Here is a 16,582-nt window from a genome sequence, read left to right on the forward strand (position 1 = left end):
ATCTGTAGTGCTCACAGACACCGGGTCGGCGGTTGCTGCGCCCCCTCGCCCCTCCGGGGAGAGGGCTGGGGTGAGGGGTTTTTTCGCCCGACCACTCATTCCGCCACCGGCGCCCAGAGCACCGCCTCGATCCGCTGCGCGCCCGTCGCCAGCATCACCAGCCGGTCGAAGCCCAAGGCCACCCCGCTGGCCTCCGGCATGAAATCCAGCGCGGCCAGAAAATCCTCGTCGATGGGATAATGCTCGCCATAAAGCCGTGCCTTCTCCTCCATTTCGGCTTCGAACCGGATGCGTTGCTCGACCGCGTCGGTCAATTCGCCGAACCCATTGGCCAGTTCCACGCCGCAGGCATAAATCTCGAACCGCTCCGATACCCGCCGATCCTCGGGTACCCGTCGCGCCAAAGCTGCCTCGCAAGCCGGGTAGCGATCCAGTACGGTCACCCGGCCATTGCCCAATTGCGGCTCGACACGCTCGACCAGGATTTGGGTGAAAAGAAAATTCCAGCTCCGATCCGCCGGGACCGCCATGCCCGCGCGCACCATCTGGGTGGCGAGCTTCTCCCCGTCCGGCACGCCCTCGCTATCCATGGTCGACAGCAGATCGATGCCAGCATGCAAGGCAAAGGCATCGGCCACGCTGATCCGCTCGGCTTCCCCTCGCGGATCGCAGTCCCGATCGCGGAAGCGGAAACGCTCGATACCGGTCACTTCGGCCGCCAGCCTGATGATGGCGAGGCTGTCGGCAATCACCGCGTCATAGGGCTCGCCCGCCCGATACCATTCCAGCATGGTGAATTCGGGATGATGCAGCGCGCTGCGCTCGCGATTGCGCCAGACATGCTGGAGGCTGGCGATCCGCGTCTCTCCGGCCGCCAGCAATTTCTTCATCGTGAACTCGGGCGAGGTATGCAGATACATGGCCTGCCCCTGCCCGTCATTGCCGATCATATTGGTGGCAAAGGCATGCAGGTGCGTTTCGTTGCCGGGCGAACGCTGCAGGCCCGGCGGATCGACCACGAGAAAATCGCGCTCGGCCAGCCATGCACGCAGCACGCCATCTACCCGCGACCGCGCCAGGAGGGCCGGGCGCCGGTCGGCATGGCGCTCGGGATGCCAGAAAGGCGATGTCTGCGATGCCGTCATTATCGGGTTTCTTGCCGTGTGGTCTGGCGAAAAGGCGCGGAATAGGGTATCGGGCGCTCGACAGATAAAGATATCGGCGCCGGACGGCCCTGCCTCTAGACCGCGCCTGTGATTGCAACAAGGAAGAATTATGGTCAAGGTCATCGCCTCGTCCCTGCGCAAAGGCAATGTCGTCGAGCAGGACGGCAATCTGCACGTGATCCTCACCGCCGAAAACGTCCATCCCGGCAAGGGCAATTCGGTGACCAACGTCACCATGCGCCGCATTTCCGATGGCGTGAAGGTGATCGGCCGCTGGCGCACCGTCGAAATGGTCGAAAAGGCCGACGTGGACGATCGCGAATACGATTACCTCTATTCGGACGGCGAAGGCCACCACTTCATGGAGCCCGCGACCTATGAGCAGATCACTGTCAGCGACGATGTGATCGGCGACCAGAAGGCCTATCTCACCGATGGCATGAAGGTGCACCTGATGACCCATGAGGGCATCGCGCTGTCCATGGAATTGCCGCAGCGGCTGACCTTCGAGATCGTCGAGACCGAGCCGGTCGTGAAGGGGCAGACGGCTTCTTCGTCCTACAAGCCCGCCCTGCTCAATAACGGCCTGCGCGTCATGGTGCCGCCCCATATCGACGCCGGCACGCGCATCGTCATCCTGACCGAAGACAATTCCTACGTCGAACGCGCGAAGGACTGATGGCCGGCCGGGCTTTGCCCGGCATCTCCCCTATGGGGAGTTTAGGCCATCGGGCCACGAGACCTATGGTCGAGTGGCCCGACCCATCTACTGGCACAATCAAAACGGGCCCATTGGGCCCGTTTTCGTTCAAGCATGCCTTCGACCTGAAATCACCCCATGCGCGAGTCACCCCGGTCTTCCGGGGTGACAATCCCGCGTGAGAGCGGCGCCATTCTGAACGGCCCAGGGAAGCTTACGCCGCCTTCAGATTCACCGAACTCTTGGCTAGGCTCGACAATTTCTCATCGGTGGCTTCTTCTTCCTTGAGAGTCTCAAGGAACAGGTTCATCGCGTCATTATAGCCGAGCTGCTTGGCCCAGGTGGCCAAGGTGCCATAGCGGGCGATTTCATAATGCTCGACGGCCTGCGCGGCGGAGACCAGGCCGGCATCCAGGGCCGAGGTGCCCTTGAACTCGTCCATGATTTCCTTGCCCTCGTCCAGAATACCCAGGATCGCGTCGCAGGTCTTGCCGCGCGGCGCCTTGCCCAGCATTTCGAAGACCTGCTCCAGACGCTCCACATGCCCTTCGGTTTCGACGCGGTGCTGCTCGAAACCGGCCCTGAGCTCTTCCGACATGGCCGCCTTGGCCATTTTCGGCAGGGCCTTCAGGATTTGCCGTTCGGCGTAATAGATGTCCTTGATCGTATCGAGGAAAAGATCGTCCAGTTGCTTGTCAGCCATTCTTTGATCTCCAGTGTTCGCTTTGCGATGACGCTGGCCGAGCAACGGAATGGGGGAATTGAGGTTCCCCCTGCAAACATCACTTATGCCCCGTTCGCCCCCTCGGGCGTGGCGAAGCGCCGAGTGAGCCAGGCCATCTGTTCCCGCTCCTGGAAGGGCCCGCCGCCTTCGTGGTTGTTGAACTCATATTCGATGAGGGTCTTGTCGGCTCCGGCAAAGGCCTTGTAGGCGCCATAGATCGTCGAGGGCGGACAGACATCGTCCATGAGCGCCACCGAGAACAGGCCTGCCGCCTTGCTCTGCCGGGCAAAATTGACACCATCGAAATAGCGCAGGGTCTCGAACACCCTCGCTGCCTTGTCCCGATGCTGTGCGAGGAAACGCACGATTTCGAGATAGGGGTCGCGCCCGGCCACCCGCACGGCGCGCGGAAAATCGCAGAGAAACGGCACATCCGGCATGACCGCTTTCACCCGGCTATCGATCCCCGCAACCGCCAGCGAAATGCCCCCGCCCTGGCTGCCGCCGCATACGGCGATGCGCGCGGGATCGATGAAATCAAGATCGGCCAGCGCATCGATGGCCCGCACGCCATCGGTGAAGAGGCGGCGATAATAATAATCGTTCCGATCCAGGATGCCCTTGGTCATCACCCCCGGAACCTGGCCGGTGGAGCCGACGGGGTCGGGTGTCGCGCCCGTGCTCCAGCCCGAGCCCTGCCCGCGCGTATCCATGCGGAAATAGGCAAAGCCCGAGGCCGCCCAATGCAATTGCTCATGCGGAAAGCCGCGCCCGCCGCCATAGCCCACATATTGCGCGACCAGCGGCAGGCGGCCGGCCCGCGCCCTGGGCAGCGCCAGCCAGCCCTTGACGGGATGGCCCCCGAAACCGGGAAAGGTGACATCGAACACCTCGACCAGCCTGAGCGTGGTCTCTGCCGGCACCATGGCGACAGCCCCGCCAAGCGCCCGCGCCTCCGCGATGGTGGTCGCCCAGAATTCGGCGAAATCAGCCGGCATGGCGACCGCACTTTCATAAGCGTCGATTGCGGGATGGACGAGGTCGGGAAAGGGCACGGCACGGCTCCGGCTGGAAAGGATTGAGCGCAGTCAATCTGCGGCCCGCCTCGATATTTTTCCAGCGCGATGAGCCGCTTGCCCACCGCTCATTCACGATCTGCCGGCTCCATCGCCTCCCTGAGGGTGGGGGTTCAGGCCTATCCATGCATGCAGAGTTCGCTGGAACCGCAGAACCCCCACCCCGGCCCTCCCCTCAAGGGGGAGGGAGCGAAAGAACCGCGCTTGTTGTGCGAACCGAAGTCCCCAAGACCAAGCCCGACCGAAGTCCCGCGCAATCCTAATAGACCTGTCCGCGATCCAGCAGGCGGCATTGCGCGAACAAGGCGGCAGTCGCCTCGACATCGCTCGCCTCGATCGCCGCGGTGAGCCGCACGAAGAGGTCCACGGATCGCGCGCGATAATCGGGGCCGCTCATCGCCACGTCCCGCGTCAGTGCCAGCGCCAAGGTCAGTTCCACCACGCCGAGAACCGAGCGCAGCAGCATGTCCTGGGCGCTGTCGGCGATGACGCCATGGGCTTCCAGGCACGCCAGCCCGAATTGCTCGACGCTGTCACCGGCCGTTTCCATCTGGTGGCACCAATATTTGAGCAGGCGCACCTGCTCGGCATTGCGATAGCGCGCCGCCAGTTCGACCATGGGCATTTCCAGCCGCTCGCGGGCGCGGAACAGGCTTTCGTAAAAACCGGGATCGGGCGGGGCTTCGAAATGCCAGGCCAAGACCTGCGGATCGAAGAAATTCCACCGCACCCGCGGGGATACCCTCGTGCCCACCTTGGGCCGGGCCTCGACCAGGCCCTTGGCCTCCAGCGTCTTCAATGCCTCGCGCAGCACTGTGCGCGAAACGCCATAAGTCTCCATCATCACCGCATCGCTGGCCAGAACGGAGCCGATGGGAAACCGGCCGGTAACGATGGCCTGGCCGATTTCGTTGATGACGAAGGTGTGGAAGTTTCGTGCAGCGCGCCGCCCCGACAAGGACCGGATAAGGCTGCCTGTTTCGATCATGCTAGCCCTTCTCGGCCGCCTTCTCTCCCGGTGCCGAGGCCGCGAAGATCAACCGCTGCAACACGATGAACAGGAACAGCAGCACACCGATGACGATCTTGGTCCACCAGCTGGACAAGGTTCCGTCGAAAATAATGTAGGTCTGCACCAGGCCCAGCAGCATGACGCCGATAAAAGTGCCTAGCACGAAGCCATAGCCCCCGGTCAGCAGCGTGCCCCCGATGACCACCGCGCTGATCGCATCGAGTTCGACGCCCACCGCCGCCAGCGGATAGCCGGCCGAAGTATAGAGCGAGAAGACGATTCCCGCCAAGGCGGCCAGCACGCTGGAGAGCATGTAGACCCCCACCGTGGTGCGCGCCACCGGCACCCCCATCAGCGAGGCCGAAACCGGATTGCCGCCCAGGGCATAGACGTAGGATCCGAACTTGGTGCGATGGGCCACGAGGGCTCCGACGATGAACACCGCCACCATGGTGAGGCCGATGAAGCTCAGCCTGCCGCCCCCCGGCAGGCGGATGATGAGGCTGGAAATCCAGGAATAGAATTCATGGCTGATCGGCACCGAATCCTGGGTGATCACCGAGGCGCCGCCCCGCGCCAGGAACATGCCCGCCAGGGTGACGATGAAGGCCGGCACCTGCATGTAATGGATTGCCAGGCCCATGACCCCGCCGAAAATCGCCGCCACCAGCAGCGCGATGGCGAAGGCGGAGAGGGGATGGAACCCGGCCCAGGAAATCAGAACCGCCACCAGAACGCCGGTAAATCCGATCACCGCGCCCACCGAAAGATCGATGCCGCCGGAGAGAATCACGAAGGTCATGCCCACAGCGGCAATGCCCAGAAAGGCATTGTCGGTGAGAAAATTGCCCAATACGCGGGTGGAGAACATGCCGGGGAACTGCATGACCGCCAGCGAATAGGCGATGATGAAGATAATGGCCGTGGCCACCAGGGGACGCAGCGAGCGGCTCATTTGCGAGCCTCCTGGACCGGACGGAGCCGGGCCGGAAACAGCCTTCCGGCCAGAGGTGACTGGATGATGAGCACGAGGAAGATCAGTCCGGCCTTGACGATGAGGTTGAATTCGGGCGGAAAGCCGGAGACAAGGATGCCGGTATTCATCGCCTGGATGATGATGGCGCCCACCACGGCCAGCGGCACCGAGAAGCGTCCGCCCAACAGTGAAGTGCCGCCGATGACCACGGCGAGAATGGCATCGAGCTCCAGCCACAGGCCCGCATTATTGGCATCGGCTCCGCGAATGTCGCCGGCCACGATGATCCCGGCAATGGCCGCGCAGAGCCCGGAAAGGCCATAGACATAGAGCAGCAGCATGCGGCTGCGAATACCTGCGAGGCTGGCGGCGGCGCGATTGACCCCCACCGCCTCGATGAAGAGCCCCAGAGCCGTCTTGCGTACCAGCAGCGTCACGATGACCAGCAGCACGATGGCGATGACCGCCGCCATGGGCAGGCCCAGGAACGAGCCCGTGCCGATGAAGATCAGCACCGGATCGTTGAAGGTGACGATGAAGCCCTGCGTGATGAGCTGGGCGATTCCGCGCCCGGCCACCATCAGCACCAGCGTGGCGACGATGGGCTGGATATCGAGCACGGCGACGAGAAAACCGTTCCACAATCCGCAGAGCAATCCTACCGTGAGGGCGGCGGCGACAGCAATGGGCGCTGGATAACCGGCCACCACCAAAGTCGCTGCCACCGCGCCCGCCATCGCCATCACGGCGCCGACCGAAAGATCGACCCCCTTGGTGGCGATGACCCCAACCATACCGATGGCGAGGATCGCCACCGGTGCCCCACGGTTGAGAACGTCGATCAGGCTGCCGAAAAGCCGGCCATCCTGCCAGGTGATGCGGAAGAAATTGGGAAACAACAGCCAGTTGATCAGAAGCACACCGGCCAGGGCCAGCAATTGCGGATTGGCCAGCTGGCCCAGAATACGCCGCATCATGATGCGGTACCCTCTTTGTGATTGGCGATCGCCTGCACGATGACGCCGGGATTGATGTCCTTGCCCGACAATTCGGCCACCATTTCGCGGTCGCGCATCACCACGATGCGCGAGGAATAGGCCACGACCTCGTCCAGCTCGGAAGAAATGACGACCAGAGCCAGGCCTTCGTCGCGCAACCGGTTGATGGTGCGGACGATTTCGGCATGCGCCCCCACATCGATGCCGCGTGTTGGCTCGTCGAGAATGAGGAAGGCCGGATCGGTGGCCAGCCAGCGCGACAGGATCACCTTCTGCTGGTTGCCGCCCGACAGGAGCTTGATCGGCATGTCGAGCGAGGCCGCGCGGATATCCATGGCCTCGCCGAACTTGCCGGCAATCTCCATCTGCTCGTCGCGATTGAGCGCGCTGAACCAGCCGAGCTTGCCTTGAAGCGCGATGATGATGTTTTCGCGCACCGAAAGATCGCCAAATATGCCCTCGGCCTTGCGGTCCTCCGGGCAGAAGCCGAACCCCTTCGATATCGCATCGGTCGGCCGCGCGATGCTCACCGGCTTGCCTTCGAAATGCACCTCGCCCTCGTCGGCCGCGTCGGCGCCGAACATGATGCGCGCCATTTCGGTACGGCCCGAGCCAAGCAGGCCGGCCACGCCCACCACCTCGCCCTTATGGATGGAGAGGGTGAAGGGATGCACGCTGCGCTTGCGGCCGTAATTCCTGAAATCGAGCAGAACTTCGCCGAGCGGGCGCGCATCCTGCACGCCGGTGGCGCCGGAAAAGGCGACGTCCTTGCCCAGCATCAGCCGCACCACATCGGTGCGCGTGACATCATCGAGTGCCCGCGTCTCGATTCTCTTGCCATTGCGCAGGATGGTGACCCGGTCGGCCACGGCAAAGACCTGGTCCAGGAAATGGGTGATGAAGACGATGGCCAGGCCCTTGGCGCGCAAATCGCGCATGATCTCGAACAGGCGCTCCACCTCGTTGCGATCGAGGCTGGCCGTGGGCTCGTCCAGGATCAGCACCTTGCCCGAAAGCTCCACCGCCCGCGCGATGGCCACGATCTGCTGCACCGCCACCGAATGGGCGCCCAATTCGCTGGCCGGATCGATATCGAGTCCGTAACGCTCAAGGATATCGCGCGAATCCCGCTCCATTTTCCGCCGGTCGACCAGCCCGAACCGTGTCGGTTGATGGCCCAGGAACAGGTTTTCCGCCACCGAACGGTTGGGCAGCAGGTTGACCTCCTGATAGACCGTGCCGATGCCGTGCTTCTGCGCCTGTTGCGGATTGTCGACGGCGACCGGAACGCCATCGGCCAGCACCTGCCCGGTCGTGGGCTGATAGGCCCCGGTCAGGATTTTGATGAGGGTGGACTTGCCCGCGCCATTCTCGCCCAGCAGCGCATGGATTTCGCCCGCGCGCAGGCCGAAATCGACATTGTCGAGCGCGACATGATTGCCGAAGACCTTGATGATCCCCCGCGCTTCCAGCGCGTAATCTGCGTCGACCATGCCGCCCTCCCCTTGTGGACCACCCTAATTCCCACCACCACAGAATGTCACCCCGGCGCAGGCCGGGGTCCATCTCCAGATATCAGGATGGATCCCGGCCTGCGCCGGGATGACATTGTGTGTGGATATGATCCGGAGCTTAGTAGCCCAGGTCCTTGCGGCGCTCATATTCACCGGCCGGATCGTCGGCCGAAGTATAGAGCTTGGACTCGGTGATGATGAACTTTTCCGGCTCGGTGCCATCGGCCCAATAAGCGGCGAGGACATCGAAGGCCGGGCCGGCCATGTTCGGGGTCAGTTCCACCGTGGCATTGGCTTCGCCGGCGGCGATGGCGGTGAAGATATCGGGCACGGCGTCGATGGAAACGACGAGAATGTCGGTGCCTGGCTTGAGGCCGGCATCCTTGATGGCCTGGATGGCGCCCACGGCCATGTCGTCATTATGGGCGTAGACCGCGCAGATATCGGCGCCGCCATTCTCGGCCTTGATGAAGCCTTCCATCACTTCCTTGCCCTTGGAGCGGGTGAAGTCGCCGGTCTGGCTGCGCGCGATGGTGATGTTGTCATGGCCGGCAATGGCTTCCTCGAAGCCCTGCTTGCGGTTGATGGCCGGGGTCGAGCCCACCGTGCCCTGCAACTCGACCACCTTGCAATCCTCGGCGCCGACCGTATCGACCAGCCATTGCCCGGCCACGCGGCCTTCCTCGACCTGGTCGGACGCCACCGAGGTCAGGTAGAGATCTTCCGGCGCATCGACGCCGCGATCGAGCAGCACAACAGGAATTTCGGCTTCCTTGGCCTCGGTCAGCACTTCATCCCAGCCGGTGGCGACCACCGGGGCAACCAGAATGGCGTCCACGCCCTGGGCGATGAAGCCACGAATGGCCTTGATCTGGTTTTCCTGCTTCTGCTGCGCATCGGCGAACTTGAGATCGACGCCACGGGCCTCGGCCTCCTGCCGGGTCACCGAGGTCTCGGCGGCGCGCCAGCCCGATTCCGAACCGATCTGCGAAAAGCCCACCACCTTGCCGGAAATATCCTGGGCCAGGGCAGCGGAAGACAAGGCGGTAGCGAGGCTCGCCGCGAGGGCGAGCTTGGTGATGATGCTCACGATGAATCCTCCCAAATGCCGTCCGGCGTTCTCGCCTGAACGGGTGAGAGGACGCTACATAAAGTACTATTATATGTAAAGTGGGATTGTACATGGCGGGGGAGGCGCCACGCCGGGAGGAGCATAAACGCTTGAATTCCCACGAATTAGGATCGCAGGGAGCGTGGCCTTGCCCCCTCAGCCCCGCGTCACCGTCTCCCGGTAATGCGCCAGCACCTTGGGTCCATCCACCCCGATGCACACAATCTGGCTCGGCCGGTCGGCCCAGGCCGCGTGGCCGCCCTTGCGCGTTTCGGGCATCTGCGCGGTCTGCCCGGCGGCGAGACCGTCGCGGATCACCAGGACCGGCCCACGCCGGACCTCGAACCATTCGGGATGGAGCGCATAGGTCACAGCCAGCAGATCGTGACCCACCACACCCGACAGGCCCATGATCTCCCTGTAGAATTTGGCATAATGCCCGCACATCTGGCGCAACAATTCGCCATTGTCACCGGCTTCGTCCGCCAGCGAGGCGAGATAATCATTATCCAGGATGATGTCGTGCGTGACGTCAAGGCCCACGGCCACGACCGGCCAGTCGGCGGCAAAGATTTCGTCCGCCGCCACTGGGTCGCCGTGGATATTGGCTTCGGCCAGTGGCGTGATATTGCCGCTGCGGCCCTGATAGCCGAAGGCGCCGCCCATGATGATGACCTGCTTGGCCAGCTTGGCCACCTCGGGTGCCGCGCGCAGGGCCAGCGCCAGATTGGTCATCCGGCCCACGGCGATGATCGTCACTTCGCCCGGATGCGCCTTGAGGCTGTCGATGATGAACTGGCTCGCCGCGTCCGGATATAGGCCGCTTTCGTCCACGGCCGGGATGGCGATATCACCCAGGCCATTGTGACCGTACACGATCACCGGTTCGTCCTTGACGACGCCATCCAGCGTCTCGCCCGCGCCCTGGACCACCGGCGCCGAAATGCCGAATTGCTCGCCCAGGAACAGCGCATTGCGCGTCGTCGTCGCGATATCGGCATTGCCGACCACCGTGGTGATGCCCAAAAGCTCGATTTCTGGCAATTTGCTCAGATAAAGCAGTGCCATGGCATCATCGATGCCCGGATCGGTGTCGAAGATTACTTTCATTCAATGCGCCGTCTTTTGCCGGGATAGGCACTATCCCGATGTTGCCCTACAGTCTGGTCGCGTCTCTAGCACGAAGCAACTTGACTATCGACGTTTTTTGACCAAACGATCAAAAATAGATCACCGACGCTCGGGAGGACCTGACATGCGGTTCGGCTACAAGGCATCGGCGGAGCAATTCGCCCCCAACGACCTCCTCCGTTTCGCGATCGAGGCCGAGCAGGCCGGCTTCGATTCGGTGTTCGTTTCCGATCATTTTCAGCCCTGGAAACACAAAGATGGTCACGCGCCTTTCGCGCCGGGCTGGATGTCGGCAGCCCTCGCCCGCACCGAAAAGATCGTTCTGGGCACTTCGGTGCTCACCCCCACGTTCCGGCTGCACCCAAGCGTAGTCGCCCACGCCTTCGGCACCTTGGGCGCCATGTTTCCCGGTCGCGTCATCCTGGGCGTCGGCACTGGCGAAAGCCTGAACGAAGTGCCCGCCACCGGCATGGAATGGCCCGAACTCAAGGAACGCTCGGCGCGCCTGCGCGAGGCGGTAAAACTCATCCGCCAGCTCTGGCGCGAAGACCGCGTCAGTTTCGAGGGCCAGTATTACAAGACCATCAATGCCACCATCTATGACAAGCCCGCCGAGCCGGTGCCGATCTATATCGCCGCCGGTGGACCGCTCAATGCCAAATATGCCGGCCGCGCCGGGGATGGCTTCATCTGCACCTCCGGCAAGGGCGCCGAACTCTATCTCGATCAGCTCCTGCCCAATGTCGAAGCCGGCCGCGCCGAAAGCGAACTCAAGGGCGAGCCGTTCGAGCGCATGATCGAGGTGAAGGTTTCCTTCGACACCGACCCCGCGCGCGCGCTCGAGGATACCCGCAACTGGGCCGCGCTCTCCCTCTCGGCCGAGGAAAAGCATTCCGTCCAGGACCCCGAGGAAATGGAACGGCTTGCCGCCGCCCTGCCCATCGAGCGGGTGGCCAAGCGCTGGATTGTCTCCTCCGATCCCGACGAGCATGTGGCCGCCATAAAGACCTATATGGATTACGGCTTCGACCACCTGGTCTTCCACGCGCCCGGCACCGACCAGAGCCGGTTCCTGGATCTCTATTCCCGGGAAATCCTGCCGCGACTGCGGAAACTGGCGGAATGAGCATGGACGCGCCCCCACACGCGCTGGACATCACCCTCGGGCCTGACCCGAGGGCTCTTAACTTTCTTGTGGTGCCGCAAGAACAGAACCCTCGGGTCACGCCCGAGGGTGACGATCGAATGTGGGATAACATTCAGACACAAGCAGGTTTCCGACCATGACACCCCGCTTCTCCGTCTGGGGCGTTACCGGCCTCCCTGAAATCGAGCCGAACCACGACCTCGTCGCCTTGATCGCCGATGCCATCGCCGCTCAAGCGAAAACCGACCCCGATCTCGCCCTTCAATCCGGCGACATTCTCGTCGTCACCTCCAAAATCGTCTCCAAATCCGAGGGGATGCAGGTGCCGGCCGCCGACCGCGAAAAGGCCATCGCCGCCGATACGGTGCGCATCGTGGCCGAGCGGGTCCATCCCGGCGGCACGTTCCGCATCGTCGAGACGCGCCAGGGCCTGGTCATGGCCGCAGCCGGTATCGACATGTCCAATGTGCCCGAAGGCACCGCATTGCGCCTGCCGGCCGACCCCGACGCCTCCGCCCGCGCGCTCTGCGCCGGCCTGCGCGACCGGCTCGGCGTCGAGATCGGCATCATCGTCACCGACACGATCGGCCGCGCCTGGCGCGTCGGCCAGACCGACATGGCCATCGGCGCCGCGGGGATACAACTTACCGACGACCTGCGCGGGGCCAATGACGCCAATGGCCGTCCCCTCCATGTCACCCAGGCCGTTGTCGCTGACGAGATCGCCGGCGCCGCCGACCTGGTGAAGGGCAAGACTACCGGCATTCCCGTGGCCGTGGTGCGCGGCCTCGATCGCTTCGTGACCGACCTCGACGCCCCCGGCGCCCGCACCCTCGCCCGCACCGGCGACGACGACATGTTCCGCTTCGGCAGCGCCGAAGCCTATCGCCTCGGCTATGAAGCGGCGATGGCGGAAATAAAGGCCAAGAGAAAACAGCGTCAGGAATAAGCAATGGCGACGTCCAGAAATTCACGCTCGGGGTCATCCCCGCGAAAGCGGGGACCTCTGTTTCCCGCTGTCGCGGCCGTCTTTCTCGCCCTCGCCCTGCCCGCCCAGGCCGCCACCATCTACCCCCATCTCATCGACAATTGCGGCGTCGTCATTTCACTCGATGGACCGCCACAACGCGTCGTCACTATCAAGTCCACTGCCACCGAACTGCTCCTCTCGCTCGGCCTTGCCGAAACCATCGTCGGGGTCGGCTTCCAGGATGGCCCCCTGCCCGATCACCTCGCTGCCAACCTCCCCATCCTCTCCGACAAGCTCCCCAGCCAGGAAGTGGTGCTCGAAACCGAGCCGGACTTCATCTATGGCGGCTGGGAAAGCAATTTCGCCGCCGATGGCGCCGGGGAGCGCGCGACCCTGGCGCAACTGGGCATTGCCACCTATGTCGCCCCCGCCGCCTGCCGATCCGTCCCCCCGCCCAAACTGACCTTCGAGCGCCTGTTTGCCGAATTCGGCGAAATGGGGGTGATTTTCGACGTCATCGACGCCGCCAATGGCCTGATCGACCAGCAATCGGCCCTCCTGGCCAGTATCGCGTCGGACGATCGCGGCCTCACCGCGCTCTGGTATTCCTCCGGCACCAAGACCCCCTATCTCGGAGCCGGCACCAATGCCCCGGCGATGATCATGGAGGCGCTAGGGCTCGAAAACCTCTATGCCGATATCGAGGAAGGCTGGATTTCGGCCTCTTGGGAGGCCATCGTCGCCGCCAATCCCGACGTCATCATCCTGGTCGACGCCGCCTGGAATTCGGCGGAACAGAAAAAGACCCTGCTGGCGGAAAACCCGATCACCAGCCAGCTCGACGCCGTCATCCACCAGCGCTATCTCGTCATTCCCTTCCCGGCGTCCGAAGCGGGGGTACGCAACGTGCCCGCCACGGCGGACATGGCGGCGCAATTGGCGGGGCTGGATTTCGCGGAATGAGCGGTTCCGTGCGGTCTGTCGGCTCTGTCGCCTCCCTCCCCCATGAGGGGAGGGACCGAGGGTGGGGGTTCAGGCCTATCAGCAATCCCCACAACCATGTGAGCACGCTCCCCCTTCGGACCTCCCATCCCGCCCCTCCCCTCAAGGGGGAGGGGGCCAAGAAGCCGCTTGCTTCGCTTAAGGAGGGGGTGCCGGCACACTCCATTTCCCCTTGAATCACCTCTCCCTCCCCGCCCTGACCCTGCTGCTCCTCCTCAGCACCATCGCGGCGATCACCTTCGGCCCGGCCGACATCACCCCGTCCGAAGCCTGGTCGGTCATTCTGCATCATTTCGGCCTGCTCCCGGAAAGCCCGGTCTCGCGCCTGCGCGACGCCATCGTCTGGGAACTCCGCCTGCCCCGCGTGCTCACCGCCCTGGGCATCGGAGCGGGTCTGGCGCTTGCGGGCACCATCATGCAGGCGCTGACGCGCAATCCGCTGGCCGATCCCTACTTGCTCGGCCTGTCCTCCGGGGCGGCTTTCGGCGCCGTACTGTTCCTACTCGCCGGCTTCGCGCTGCTCATGCCGCTCGGAGCCTTCCTGGGCAGCCTCGGCGCCCTGGCCCTGGCCCTGCTCATCGCGCAATTGCTGGGCGGCGCCACCCCCTCGCGCGCCATCCTGGCCGGCATCTGCATCTCGGCCCTGGCTTCCGCCGCCACCTCCTACCTGATCTTCTGGTCCGCCACTGGCGATTCCTACCGCGAAATCCTGAGCTGGCTCATGGGTTCGCTCTCCGGCTCTCTCTGGGCCGATGCCGGACTGGTGGGCGCGGCTTTGCTGCTTTGCGCGCCGATCATCCTGGTGTCGGGCCGCGCTCTCGACGCCTTCGCCTTTGGGGATAATGCCGCAGCATCCCTCGGCATAGATGTGCCGCGCCTACGCTGGATCCTGCTCGGCGCCACCGCATTGCTGACCGGCATCATGGTGGCCATTGGCGGCGCCATCGGCTTTGTCGGCCTGGTCATTCCCCACGCCGTGCGCCTCGCCACCGGCTCGCGCCATCGTGTGCTCCTGCCCCATGCCATGCTGGCCGGCGCCATCTTCATGCTCTGGACCGATACTGCCGCGCGCACCCTGTTCGACCCGCGCGAATTGCCGGTCGGCATCATCACCGCGCTGATCGGCGCGCCGGTTTTCCTCTTCGTCCTGCTCCGCTACCGGAGGATGACATGAGCCTTGAAGTCGCCAATCTCTCCCTCCGCAAGGCCGGAAAGACTATCCTGTCCGACATCGGCTTCACCGCGCCCCGAGGCCAGGTTACCGGCCTGATCGGTCCCAACGGCGCCGGAAAGTCGACATTGCTGGCAGCCCTGCTCGGCTTCACACCGTCCAGCGGCCATGTCCGCTTCGAGGACCAGGACCTCATGGCGATGACCCGCCGCGACCGCGCCCGGCTCGCCGCTTTCGTCGAGCAATCGGCCAATACCGAGGAACGCCTCAGCGTCCGTGACGTCGTCGCGCTCGGCCGCATTCCTTTTCAATCGGCTTTGGCCAGCGCCAATGGGGCAGAAGACCAGGCCGTCATTGCCGCCGCCCTGGCCGAAACCGGCATGACCGCCTTCACCGCCCGCCGCTTCGATACCCTATCGGGCGGCGAACAGCAGCGCGTCCATATCGCCCGCGCCCTGGCACAGACGCCCCACCTGCTGCTGCTCGACGAGCCCACCAGCCACCTCGATATCAGCGCGCAACTGCAATTGCTCGCCCTGCTACGCCGCAAGGCGATGGCCGGTACCACCGTCCTGCTGGCCCTGCACGATCTCGACCTCGCCGCCCGCTTCTGCGATCATCTCGTCGTGCTCAAGGCTGGTACCCTGGCCGCCGAAGGCGCGCCGGCCCTCGTGCTCGACCCCGCCCTGCTGCACCATGTCTATGGCGTGCGCGCTCGCCTGCTTCACGACGCATTTGCAGGCCATTCCGTCATCGTCTATGACGAGGCAATCCCCGAAGCGCTCCCGCACAATCCCGATTGACAATCGTCCTGCGGCCCTTAAAAATTTGATCGGCTGGTCAAATTTCTGACCGGCAAGGGAGCGCGGGAGAAATCATGGAATTCGGCATCACCTTCAAGGGCTTCATCGAGGCCGAACGCGCCCGCTATCTGGTGCGCGCCGCCGAATATGCCGGCTTTTCCTATTGCTGGTTCTATGACAGCCACATCCTCTGGCGCGATTGCTACGCCGCCATCGCCATGTGCATGGAACACACCGAACAGATGCGCTTCGGCCCGCTGGTGACCAATCCGGACGTGCGCGACTGGTCGGTCGCCGCCTCCATTTTCGGCTCCCTCTCCAAGCAATCGGGCGGTCGCTTTGATCTGGCAGTCGGCCGGGGTGACAGCTCCATGCGCGTCATGGGCAAGAAGCCGGCCACGCTCAAGCGCGTCGCCGAATTCATCGACAAGACCAAGGCCATGGTGCGCGGCGAGGAGGTCTCCTATGGCGAAATCCCTGCCGCCGTGAAATTCCCCTGGGCCGTGGGCCACGACATGCCGAGCTGGATCGCCGCCTATGGCCCCCTAGCTCTCAAGACCGCCGGTGAAAGCGCTGACGGCGTCGTGCTTCAGCTCGCCGATCCGGGCCTGTGCAAATGGTTCACTGACCAATGCCTCGAGGCCGGCAAGGCCGCCGGCCGGGACATGTCCAATTACCGCTCCATGGCCGCCGCCCCCGCCTATTTCGGCGACAAGAAGCGCGCCATCGAGAAGGTGAAATGGTTCCCCGCCATGGTCGGCAACCACGTCGCCGATATCGTCGAGAAATACGGCTCGGACAGCGACAAGGTCCCCCAGAGCCTGACCGCCTATATCGAGAAGCGCCGCGGCTACGATTATGCCAAGCACGGCCAGGCCGATAATCCCTATCTCGATTTCATCACCGACGATGTGGTGGAAAGCTTCTGCGTGCTGGGCGAGCCCGACGAGCATGTAAACAAGGTGCGGGAACTCGAAGCGGCCGGCGTCACCCAGTTCAACATCTATCTGGACTCTGGCGACGAGGAAGAAATCATCGCCAATTACGGACGGCACGTCATTCCGGCGTTTCGCTGACCGAA

16 protein-coding genes are annotated in these 16,582 nt (G+C 63.7%); 7 read left to right on the forward strand and 9 right to left on the reverse strand.

Features of this window, described 5'->3' with window-relative positions; translation table 11 throughout:
* Positions 1–95 precede the first annotated feature (95 nt).
* Positions 96–1,145: an EF-P lysine aminoacylase EpmA gene (gene epmA, locus A3840_RS10410; RefSeq protein WP_067455934.1), complete on the reverse strand. Its 1,050-nt coding sequence runs from the start codon at positions 1,143–1,145 to the stop codon at positions 96–98.
* Positions 1,146–1,275: 130 nt separating this feature from the next.
* Here epmA and efp point away from each other — a divergent pair, with 130 nt between their 5' ends.
* The gene (gene efp, locus A3840_RS10415) at positions 1,276–1,845 is read left to right on the forward strand and encodes an elongation factor P (protein ID WP_067455937.1); all 570 of its coding nucleotides are present in this window, start codon (positions 1,276–1,278) and stop codon (positions 1,843–1,845) included.
* A gap of 235 nt (positions 1,846–2,080) precedes the next feature.
* Here efp and A3840_RS10420 read toward each other — a convergent pair whose 3' ends face one another.
* From A3840_RS10420 to A3840_RS10455, 8 genes are all read right to left on the reverse strand, one after another.
* Positions 2,081–2,569 (reverse strand): YciE/YciF ferroxidase family protein, encoded by a 489-nt coding sequence (locus tag A3840_RS10420; RefSeq protein WP_067455940.1) that lies wholly within the window; start codon positions 2,567–2,569, stop codon positions 2,081–2,083.
* An 83-nt stretch (positions 2,570–2,652) separates the two neighbouring features.
* Positions 2,653–3,645, reverse strand: a complete 993-nt coding sequence (locus A3840_RS10425; RefSeq protein ID WP_067455943.1) for an acetylxylan esterase — start codon at positions 3,643–3,645, stop codon at positions 2,653–2,655.
* A gap of 280 nt (positions 3,646–3,925) precedes the next feature.
* Positions 3,926–4,654, reverse strand: coding sequence for a FadR/GntR family transcriptional regulator (locus tag A3840_RS10430; protein ID WP_067455946.1), 729 nt, complete (start codon positions 4,652–4,654; stop codon positions 3,926–3,928).
* A 1-nt stretch (position 4,655) separates the two neighbouring features.
* Entirely contained in the window at positions 4,656–5,633 is a 978-nt protein-coding gene (gene yjfF / locus A3840_RS10435) for a galactofuranose ABC transporter, permease protein YjfF (RefSeq protein WP_067455949.1), read from the reverse strand.
* Positions 5,630–6,631: an ABC transporter permease gene (locus A3840_RS10440; RefSeq protein ID WP_067455952.1), complete on the reverse strand. Its 1,002-nt coding sequence runs from the start codon at positions 6,629–6,631 to the stop codon at positions 5,630–5,632. Before A3840_RS10440 ends, yjfF begins: the two co-directional genes overlap by 4 nt.
* The gene (locus A3840_RS10445) at positions 6,628–8,145 is read right to left on the reverse strand and encodes a sugar ABC transporter ATP-binding protein (RefSeq protein ID WP_067455955.1); all 1,518 of its coding nucleotides are present in this window, start codon (positions 8,143–8,145) and stop codon (positions 6,628–6,630) included. The genes A3840_RS10440 and A3840_RS10445 overlap by 4 nt, the downstream gene beginning before the upstream one ends.
* Before the next feature lie 139 nt (positions 8,146–8,284).
* The gene (ytfQ, locus tag A3840_RS10450) at positions 8,285–9,256 is read right to left on the reverse strand and encodes a galactofuranose ABC transporter, galactofuranose-binding protein YtfQ (protein ID WP_067455958.1); all 972 of its coding nucleotides are present in this window, start codon (positions 9,254–9,256) and stop codon (positions 8,285–8,287) included.
* A gap of 177 nt (positions 9,257–9,433) precedes the next feature.
* On the reverse strand, positions 9,434–10,387 hold the full coding sequence (locus A3840_RS10455; RefSeq protein ID WP_067455961.1) for a nucleoside hydrolase: 954 nt from the start codon (positions 10,385–10,387) through the stop codon (positions 9,434–9,436).
* 145 nt (positions 10,388–10,532) lie between these two features.
* On the opposite strand from A3840_RS10455, the gene fgd reads away from it, so the two are divergent.
* The 6 genes from fgd (at position 10,533) to A3840_RS10485 (ending at position 16,577) form a co-directional block, all read left to right on the forward strand.
* On the forward strand, positions 10,533–11,534 hold the full coding sequence (gene fgd / locus A3840_RS10460; RefSeq protein ID WP_067455964.1) for a glucose-6-phosphate dehydrogenase (coenzyme-F420): 1,002 nt from the start codon (positions 10,533–10,535) through the stop codon (positions 11,532–11,534).
* 157 nt (positions 11,535–11,691) lie between these two features.
* Positions 11,692–12,504 carry a coenzyme F420-0:L-glutamate ligase gene (gene cofE, locus A3840_RS10465; protein ID WP_067455968.1) on the forward strand — a complete coding sequence of 271 codons (813 nt, stop codon included), beginning with the start codon at positions 11,692–11,694 and terminating at the stop codon, positions 12,502–12,504.
* Positions 12,505–12,507: 3 nt separating this feature from the next.
* Positions 12,508–13,488, forward strand: a complete 981-nt coding sequence (locus A3840_RS10470) for a putative F420-0 ABC transporter substrate-binding protein (RefSeq protein WP_082903807.1) — start codon at positions 12,508–12,510, stop codon at positions 13,486–13,488.
* 211 nt (positions 13,489–13,699) lie between these two features.
* Positions 13,700–14,701 carry an iron chelate uptake ABC transporter family permease subunit gene (locus tag A3840_RS10475; protein ID WP_067455971.1) on the forward strand — a complete coding sequence of 334 codons (1,002 nt, stop codon included), beginning with the start codon at positions 13,700–13,702 and terminating at the stop codon, positions 14,699–14,701.
* A complete protein-coding gene (locus A3840_RS10480) occupies positions 14,698–15,501 on the forward strand; it encodes an ABC transporter ATP-binding protein (RefSeq protein ID WP_067455974.1) in 804 nt (267 codons plus the stop codon). Before A3840_RS10475 ends, A3840_RS10480 begins: the two co-directional genes overlap by 4 nt.
* A 74-nt stretch (positions 15,502–15,575) precedes the next feature.
* Positions 15,576–16,577 carry a TIGR03842 family LLM class F420-dependent oxidoreductase gene (locus tag A3840_RS10485; RefSeq protein ID WP_067455977.1) on the forward strand — a complete coding sequence of 334 codons (1,002 nt, stop codon included), beginning with the start codon at positions 15,576–15,578 and terminating at the stop codon, positions 16,575–16,577.
* Positions 16,578–16,582 lie beyond the last annotated feature (5 nt).

This window comes from Devosia elaeis (assembly GCF_001650025.1).
GTDB lineage: Bacteria > Pseudomonadota > Alphaproteobacteria > Rhizobiales > Devosiaceae > Devosia > Devosia elaeis.